Annotated in this window: 7 protein-coding genes; 2 read left to right on the forward strand and 5 right to left on the reverse strand. The window is 75.0% G+C overall.

Annotation, left to right across the window (positions count from 1 at the left end; genetic code table 11):
• Positions 1-228 (forward strand): CGNR zinc finger domain-containing protein (locus tag AB8Z36_RS23555; protein WP_369215360.1); only part of this gene is annotated, 228 nt, incomplete at its 5' end.
• Here the strand turns inward: AB8Z36_RS23555 and AB8Z36_RS23560 are convergent.
• The 4 genes from AB8Z36_RS23560 to AB8Z36_RS23575 all read right to left on the reverse strand — a co-directional run bounded on the left by AB8Z36_RS23560 (position 215) and on the right by AB8Z36_RS23575 (position 5,215).
• Positions 215-2,353: a SpoIIE family protein phosphatase gene (locus AB8Z36_RS23560; protein ID WP_369215361.1), complete on the reverse strand. Its 2,139-nt coding sequence runs from the start codon at positions 2,351-2,353 to the stop codon at positions 215-217. The two genes, AB8Z36_RS23555 and AB8Z36_RS23560, sit on opposite strands and share 14 nt — an antisense overlap.
• A 63-nt stretch (positions 2,354-2,416) precedes the next feature.
• Positions 2,417-3,646, reverse strand: a complete 1,230-nt coding sequence (locus AB8Z36_RS23565; RefSeq protein WP_369215362.1) for a cytochrome P450 family protein — start codon at positions 3,644-3,646, stop codon at positions 2,417-2,419.
• A gap of 79 nt (positions 3,647-3,725) precedes the next feature.
• Entirely contained in the window at positions 3,726-4,451 is a 726-nt protein-coding gene (locus tag AB8Z36_RS23570; RefSeq protein ID WP_369215363.1) for a GAF and ANTAR domain-containing protein, read from the reverse strand.
• Positions 4,452-4,585: 134 nt separating this feature from the next.
• The gene (locus AB8Z36_RS23575; RefSeq protein WP_369215364.1) at positions 4,586-5,215 is read right to left on the reverse strand and encodes an alpha-ketoglutarate-dependent dioxygenase AlkB; all 630 of its coding nucleotides are present in this window, start codon (positions 5,213-5,215) and stop codon (positions 4,586-4,588) included.
• Positions 5,216-5,293: 78 nt separating this feature from the next.
• On the opposite strand from AB8Z36_RS23575, the gene AB8Z36_RS23580 reads away from it, so the two are divergent.
• Positions 5,294-5,953 (forward strand): TOPRIM nucleotidyl transferase/hydrolase domain-containing protein, encoded by a 660-nt coding sequence (locus tag AB8Z36_RS23580; RefSeq protein ID WP_369215365.1) that lies wholly within the window; start codon positions 5,294-5,296, stop codon positions 5,951-5,953.
• A gap of 26 nt (positions 5,954-5,979) precedes the next feature.
• On the opposite strand, the gene AB8Z36_RS23585 is transcribed toward AB8Z36_RS23580, so the two are convergent.
• On the reverse strand, positions 5,980-7,879 hold a 1,900-nt coding region (locus AB8Z36_RS23585), incomplete at its 5' end, for a BTAD domain-containing putative transcriptional regulator (RefSeq protein WP_369215366.1).

Here is a 7,879-nt window from a genome sequence, read left to right on the forward strand (position 1 = left end):
CACCCCACCACCGCCATCGTCGATCACGCGCTCGGCGCCCTCGCCGCCGACGCCGCGGACCTGCTCACCTCGCCCGCCGCCGAACGCCTCACCGCCTGTGGCTCCACCCCCTGCAACCGCTATCTGCTCCGGCACGGCCGGCGCCACTGGTGCTCCACCCGCTGCGGCGACCGCGCCCGCGCCGCCCGCGCCTACGCCCGCCGCACGGCCGGGGTCACCGCTCCCTGACGGAGGCGGCGACGCGCAGCAGCAGGACGGCGATGTCGTCGGTGTAGTGCGGGGTGGGTCTCGCGTGCCGCAGGAGGACGTCGATGAGCCCGTCGAGGTCCTGTCCGCTGTAGTCCGCCAGGCAGTTGGCGAGGCCCAGGGCGGTCAGGTCGGGGTCGGCGCCGGGGATCTCCACCAGACCGTCGGTGTACAGGGCGAAGGCCGTTCCCGGTACCAGCGGCAGGACGGTCGCGGGGTAGTGGGAGGCGGGCTCGACGCCGAGCAGCGGGCCGGGTTCGAGCTCCATGACCCCGGCGGGCCCGCCGGGATGGTGCACGAGCGGCGGCGGGTGACCGGCGCTGGCCAGGACGGCCTCCTGGCGCACGAGGTCGATGTGCGCGTAGAGGCAGGAGACGAGCAGGTCGGTCTCCAGTTCCGAAAGGACCCGGTTGGTGCGGGCGAGCACACGGTCGGGCGCCGCGCCCGCGGTGGCGTGGATGGCGGTGCGCACCTGGCCCATGAGAGCGGCGGCGGAGACGTTGTGGCCCTGGACGTCGCCGATCACGGCCGCGGCGGTGGTGGCGTCGATGCGGATGACGTCGTAGAAGTCACCGCCGATGTCCATGCCCCGGCTCGCGGGCAGATAGCGGGCGGCCGAATCGAGACCCGGCAGGGCGGGCAGGGTGCGCGGCAGCAGCGCCTGCTGGAGGCCGTGCGCGAGGTCGCGGGTGGTGTCGTAGAGCCGGGCGCGGTCCAGGGCCTGGGCGACGAGTCCGGCCAGCGAGGTCAGCACCGCGCGCTCGTCCGCGCTGAAGTCGCGGGGCTGCTCGTAGGAGAGGATGCAGCAGCCGACGGGCCGTCCGGAGACGATCAGCGGCAGGAAGGCCCAGGCCTGCTTGCCGCTGAGCCGCGGGGCCCTGGGGTAGCGGCGCGCCAGCTCGGCCGGACTGACGAAGAAGGACGGGATACCGCTGGCGAGCACCTCCCCGGCGGGGGTGACGTCGGTGTCCAGGGGCAGCCCGTCGAGCCGGTCGATGGTCGCCGGGTCGTACCCGTGGTGTCCGGTGATCTTCAGTCGGCCGGCGTCGGCGGCGGAGAGCACCAGGCCGTCGGCGCCGAAGGCGGGCAGGATCTGGTCGGCCACCAGGTCGACGACGTCGCGCACGCCCACGGTCTCGGTCAGGGCGGCGGCGAGGTGGACCAGTTGGTACAGCCGCCCGGCCTGCGCCGGGGGTGCGGACACCGGGCCGGGCGCGGCGAGCGTTCCCGCCGGTTCGGGTCTGCCTCCCTCGGGCGCCGGGGCGCGGGTGACCCGGGCGCTGATGCCACTGGCGTCCGGATAGAGCTGGAAGCGCAGCCAGGTGTCCGGGGGCCGCAGGGTGGTGAAGGTGACCGGGTCGCGGCTGATGACGGCGGTGCGGTACTGGTCCTCGACCACCGCGTTGTCCATCCAGGGCAGGGACTGCCAGGGCCGGGTGCCGATGAGGCGGCCCGCCTCCAGGCCGAGCAGCGCGGCGGCGGCCGTGGTCAGGAAGGTGATCCGGCCCTCCAGGTCCAGGGCGATCGCCGCTTCCGGGAGCCGGTCGAGATAGTCCGCCGCGGCCCTCGGCGGCTGACCGCCGCGCGGGCGCTCCACGACGGCGACCGGGATGTGGCGGGGGTGCTCGGGCACGGAAGGCAGGACGGGCGCCTCGCTCAGGGTCCTGGCGATGCGCCGGGCGGCGGAGCTGATGTGCCCCCGCTCGCGCCGGGTGGCCTCGACGGGGTGACTCGCGGGCCACAGCAGGAACAGCGCGCCCAGGCACCGCGAGCCGCCCGGCAGCGGCGCCGCGGCCAGGGTGAACCGGTAGGGCAGGCTCGCGGCGGCGCGCGGATAGGTGCGGGCCATGTCGTCCTGCGACCCCACCCACACCAGCCGGTCCTCGCGCACCGCCTCGCTCACCGGCACGGCCGCGCTCAGCGGCACCCGCCGCCACGGCCACGCCACCTCTTCCGGCATCCCGGACAGCACCACGAGGCCGAGCACCGGCGCGGCCTCGTCGAGCAGGTAGACGCCTCCGGCGGAGGCACCGGTGCGGCGCACGGTGTCGGCCAGCGCCGCGTCCAGTGGACCGGCTCCGTCGGTGTCCACGCCGTGACCGGGCATGTTCCGACAGTACGCCGGTAAGGCCGCCCGGGCAGTCCGGCGCGGTCCGGCCGGGGAGAGGGCTCACCGCCCCAGGTGCACCGGGAGTGTCTTGTGGCCGTTGCTGATCAGTGAGCTGTACGGCTCCAAGGTCTCGAAGGGCACGGCCGGTTCGATCCGGGGGAACCGTTCGAAGAGCATGCGCAGGGCCGTGGCGACCTCCAGGCGGGCCAGGGGCGCGCCGAGACAGAAGTGCACGCCGTGGCCGAACGCGAGGTGCTCCTTGTTGCGGCGGGTCACGTCGAAGGCGTCGGCGGTCTCCCCGTGCCAGCCCGGGTGGCGGTTGGCCGCCGCGTAGGAGGCGAGGATCGGCTCACCCTTGGCGATCACCTGGCCGTCGGGGAGCTCTATGTCGGTGAGGGCGTAGCGCAGGGGGAGGTGCTTGACGGCCGGTTCCAGGCGCAGGGTCTCCTCGACGACGTCACCCCAGGCGGCCTCCCCCGAGCGGACGCGGGCGAGCTGCTCGGGGTGGCTCAGGGTCTGGGCGACGGCCTGGTCGATGACGTTGACGGTGGTCTCGTACCCGGCGGAGATCATCAGGAGCAGGGTGTCGCGCAGCTCCGTCTCGGAGAGGCTGCCGCCGTCGCCCTCCTCGTCGCGAGCGGCGATGAGCAGGGAGGTCATGTCATCGCCCGGGGCGGTGCGCTTGGCGGCGATGAGACTGCCGAGCGTCTCGAACAGGGCGGCGGTGTTGGCCGCCGACTCCGCCGCGCTCAGGGTGGTGTTGAAGACGCCGTCCACGAGGCCGCGGAAGGTCCGGGCCTGCTCGACGGGCACGCCCATGAGCCGGCAGATGACGGCTATCGGCAGCGGGTAGGCGAGGTGCTCCCGCAGGTCGACGGGTTCCCCGGCGGGCAGCGCCGCGATGTCGTCGAGCAGTCCGGAGACGATGGCGTCGATGTCCTCCCGCAGCGCGGCTATGCGGCGCGCGCTGAACGCGGGGGCGATCATCCGCCGCAGGCGCCGGTGGTCGGCGCCGAAGGCGGTGAACATGTTGTTCACCGTCACCCACAGGGCGAGCGGCCAGGTCCGCTCCGCCTCGCCGAACCCGGGCCAGTGGGCACGGGCGTCCTTGGAGACGTCCGGCCGCTTCAGCAGCTCCTTGAGGAGCGCGGGATCGGTGACCGACCAGGCGGTGACGCCGAGTATGTCGACGCGGACGGCGGGCCCGCCTGCGCGCAGCCGCCGGTGCTCCTCATGGGGATCGGCCCCGGCGGGGTCGAGGACGATCGGGGCGGTGGACGGGGTCGTCACAGTGCGGGTCCCTTCGCAGGCGCCCTCTTCCCGAGGGAGCGGATGTCGTCCTCTTCCCGGGGGAGTGGTGCGTCCTCGTTCAGAGGGACTGGATGTCGTCGCGGCCCACGGTGATCTCGTGCGCCAGTTCCACCACCTTGCGCCGGCGGGCGCGGGCGTAACGGCGGAGCCGGTCGAAGGCGTCGTCGGGGGTGAGGCCGTACCGCATCGCGAGCATGCCCTTGGCCTGTTCGATGACGACCCGGCTGTTCAGCGCCAGCTGCAACTGGTCGGCCAGGGTGCGGCTCTCGCAGGCGTGCCGCTGAAGGGCGAGGGCGTGTGCGGCCACTTCCGCCAGGGAGCGGACCAGAGCGAGCGCCTCCTCGTCCAGGACGGCGCCGGGCGGGCCGAGCAGGACCAGCGCGCCGAACGACGGGCTGGAGCTGGCCAGGGGCAGTGCGGTGACCCGGCCGAAGCCGAGTGCCATCGCCCGCGGCGCCCAGGACGGCCAGCGCACCCGGGCCGGACGTGAGGTGATGTCCACGTTGATCAGGGCGACGCCGGACGAGCGGGCCTCGCACCCGGGCCCTTCCTTCCACGCCACGGCGTCCGTCGCCAGCGTGCGCAGGGCGCTGCCGGTCCCCTCGGTGCGTACGGAGTTGTCGCACAGCGGGGCGTACTGCACGATCGCGCCCCGCGCGCCGTAGACACGTCTGCCGCTCTCCGCGCACGCGGCCAGCAGCATCTGGGTGTCGAGGGGCTCCCGGCTCGCCGCCCTCATCAACCGGGCGAAGACCGCGGCGAGTTCCTCGCCTTGCAGGGTCACAGTGCGGACCTCCCGCCGAGCAAGACCGACCTCGACGATAGCCCTGGCAATTGCCACTCGCACCTGTCTGCGGCGACCGGACAGAAAATGACTAAAAACCTATGCGTATGGCTCACGGCTTCGCACGGGATCGGTCACCGTACCCCGTGCGGCCGGAACTGGATGCTGATGCGCCCCCCGGTGGCCCGGGTGGACTTGGGGATGGCGTGCTCCCAGGTGCGCTGGCAGGAGCCGCCCATGACGATCAGGTCGCCGTGGCCGAGCGGGCGGCGGACGCTCTCGCCGCCGCGGCGGGGTCTGAGCAGCAGGTCGCGCGGTGCGCCCACGGAGAGGATGGCGACCATGGTGTTCTCGCGCGCGCCCCGGCCGACGCGGTCGCCGTGCCAGGCCACGCTGTCGCGTCCGTCGCGGTAGTGGCAGAGGCCCGCCGTCGTGAAGGCCTCGCCCAGCTCCTCGGCGTAGTGGTCCGAGAGCGCCCGCCGGGCCTCTTCGAGGACGGGGTGCGGCAGGGTCTCGCCCGCCCGGTAGAAGGCGAGGAGGCGCGGGACGTCCACGACCCGCTCGTACATCTGCCGCCGCTCGGCCTGCCACGGGACGTCCACGGCCAGCCGTTCGAACAGCACGTGGGCGCCGCTCAGCCAGCCCGGCAGCAGGTCGATCCACGCCCCGTCGCCGAGCACCGTCCTGCGCACTCCGGTCAGCGGGCGCAGGTGCACGTCGTCGCTCTGATCGAAGAGCGATCCCTGGAGCTGGTGCGTTGCCATGGGACTCAGGGTAACGCTTAATCGAACGTACGAGCTAATTCGCGTGCTCGGGGACGGCGGCGCCGCGATAGTGGGGGAGTGGAGGCGACGAGGAATTTTCGAAGCGCGGCCGTGGCGTGGGCGGCCCGCGGTGCGGACGACACGTCCGCGGCCGAGACGGCACGGGCACGGGCGGCCGACGCGGGGGTGCGCAGAATCGTGCTCGTCGAGGGGGACAGCGACCTCGTGGCGGTCGAGACGCTGGCCGCACGCCAGGGGCGGCGGCTCGAAGCGGAGGGCGTCTGCGTCCTGCCGCTGGGCGGCGCGATGAGCATCGGCAGGTTCCTCGCCCTGTGCGGCCCCGACGGCCTCGACATCCCGGTGGCGGGCCTGTGCGACGCCGGGGAGGCGCACTGCTTCCGGCGCGTGCTGGGACGGACGGGCGCCGGACCGCAGCGCACCCTCGCCGACCTGGAGAGGCTCGGCTTCTACGTCTGCGAGGCGGACCTGGAGGACGAACTGATCCGCGGCCTCAGCCCGGAGACGGTCGTCGGCATCCTCGGCGAACAGGGCGACCTGCGCTCCTTCCGCACCTTCCAGAAGCAGCCCGCACAGCGCGACCGCGGCCTCCCGCGACAGCTCCAGCGCTTCATGGGCACCCGCAGCGGCCGCAAGTCGCTGTACGCGCGCGCCTTCGTGGAGCACCTCGACCTCGACCGCGTGCCCCGCCCGCTGGACCGCCTCCTCGCGCACGTCTGAAGGTCTGGAGGGCATCGGCCGGAGGTCTAGAGGGCCTCGGCCTCCTCGATGTAGTGCCGCACAGGCCCCAGGGTGAGCATGCCGCTCGCGGCACCGGCGTGTTCGGCGGCGGCCGGGCGCAGGGCGGCGGCGGCCCGTGCGGCGGCCCCGGACTCGCCGAGGCGCGTCGCGGCGTGGGCGGTGAGGCACCACAGGGCCTCCTGGAGGTGGTCGCGGGGCGGTTCGGGCTGGGCGGCGAGGGCGGCGCGGGCACCGGCCGCGTCCTCCTGGGCGAGCAGCACGAGGGGCCGGGCCCAGGGCAGGTACGGGCCCCAGTCGAGACGGGGGCCGGTGGGCGCGGGGCGTCCGTGCAGCAGCCGGAGCCCGAGCAGCGCGAGCGGCAGCAGACCCCGGTGCAGCCCCGGCATGCCCGCCGCGGCGAGTGCGGCATCGGCGGACCGGTAGGCCCCGGCGGCCTCGGCGGGGGACGGGCCACCGGGGCCCGCGCTGCGCTCGGCGAGGACGCGGGCCCTGGACCACGCCGTGAGCACGGGAACGAGCGGCGACTCCCGCGCGGCGGCGAGCTCCTCCGCGGCGGCGGCGTGCGCGGCGGCCCGCTCGCACTGCCCCAGGGCGGAGGCGGAGCCCAGCCGCACGAGCCGCCCCAGGATGCCGGAGGTCGGCAAGGCGTGCCGGTCGGCCAGCGCGACGAGTTCGGCGCCGATGGCGTCGCGGCGCGGTGCGAGCCCGGGACGCGCGAAGGACTGCATGAACACACCGTTGAGCGCGAAGGCCAGCAGGGCCGGGTCGCCCAGCTCCCTGGCCAGGGCCTCGGCCGCGTGCGCCGCCGAGGTGGCGGCGGCCTGCCGTCGCCTCCACTCACGGCTCCCGTCCCCGTCACCCCCGCGGCTCTCGACCGCGACGGTCGCCAGGAGGCGGGCCCGCAGGTCGGGCGGCCCCTCGGGACCGAGCGCGGCGAGGGTGCGCTCGGCCGCCGCCACCACCGCCCGGGACTGCGCCGGATCGTCGGACCTGCTCCAGATCGCCGGTACGTCGTACGCGCCGATCACCCGCGCGGTCAGTGCCACGTCACCCGTGCGCTCCGCCGCCTGGACGGCGCCGAGACGGTCGCGGCGCGCGGAGACGAGGGCGTCGCCCCCGGCCAGGGCGAGCGTACGGGCCAGGTCCACGGTCGTGCGCGGGCCGAGCCGGGTGCCGGTGCCGGGCCAGGGGCGGGGCGCGGCCCCGACGGACGCCGACTCGTTGAGCATGGCGGTCTCCAGGCGCTGGAGTCCGGGCCCGGGGTCGAGGCCGAGCTGCTCCACGAGCATGGCGCGGGCACGGCGCAGCGTGGCCAGCGCGTCGGCGCGGCGCCCCGCGCGGTAGAGGGCGCGCGCCAGCAGGCCCCAGGCCGGTTCGCGCCACGGATGCTCGGCGACGTGCTCACCGAGCGCGGCCACCAGGCCCGCCCCCTCGCCGGAGTCGGAGTAGGAGTCTGAGTAGGAGTCGTAGTCGGAGTCGAGGAGGACACCCGCCCGCAGTTCCACGCCCTCCAGGCGCAGCTCTTCGAGGCGGGTCCGCTCCCGCTGGGCCCAGGGGGCGTCGGGGAAGTCGGCGTAGGCGGGAGCGCGCCACGCGGCGAGCGCCTCGCCGAGTGCGGCGACGTCGTGCGGGGGACGGCGGGCGGCGGCCAGGGCGTCCTCGAAGCGCTGGACGTCCACCGCCTCGCGCGGCAGGCGCAGCGCGTAGCCGGGTCCCTGGGTGACGAGCAGCCGGGGCGGGGTACGGGGCGGCCGGCCGGGTTCGGTGGCCCGGCGCAGCGCGGCGACGAAGGTGCGCAGGGCGCCGAGGGCCCCGGCCCCCGGCTCGGCCCACAGATCGGCGACGAGCGTGTCGGCGGTGACGAGGCGCCCCTCCGCGGCGACCAGCCCCGCGAGCACCTCGCGG

It is taken from the genome of Streptomyces flavofungini (assembly GCF_041028215.1).
GTDB classification, from domain to species: Bacteria; Actinomycetota; Actinomycetes; order Streptomycetales; family Streptomycetaceae; genus Streptomyces; species Streptomyces flavofungini_B.

Coding starts and splice junctions, on each gene's coding strand:
- AB8Z36_RS23575 (WP_369215364.1), bottom strand. CDS start 5,215: ATGGCAACGCACCAGCTCCAGGGATCGCTCTTCGATCAGAGCGACGAC.
- AB8Z36_RS23560 (WP_369215361.1), bottom strand. CDS start 2,353: ATGCCCGGTCACGGCGTGGACACCGACGGAGCCGGTCCACTGGACGCG.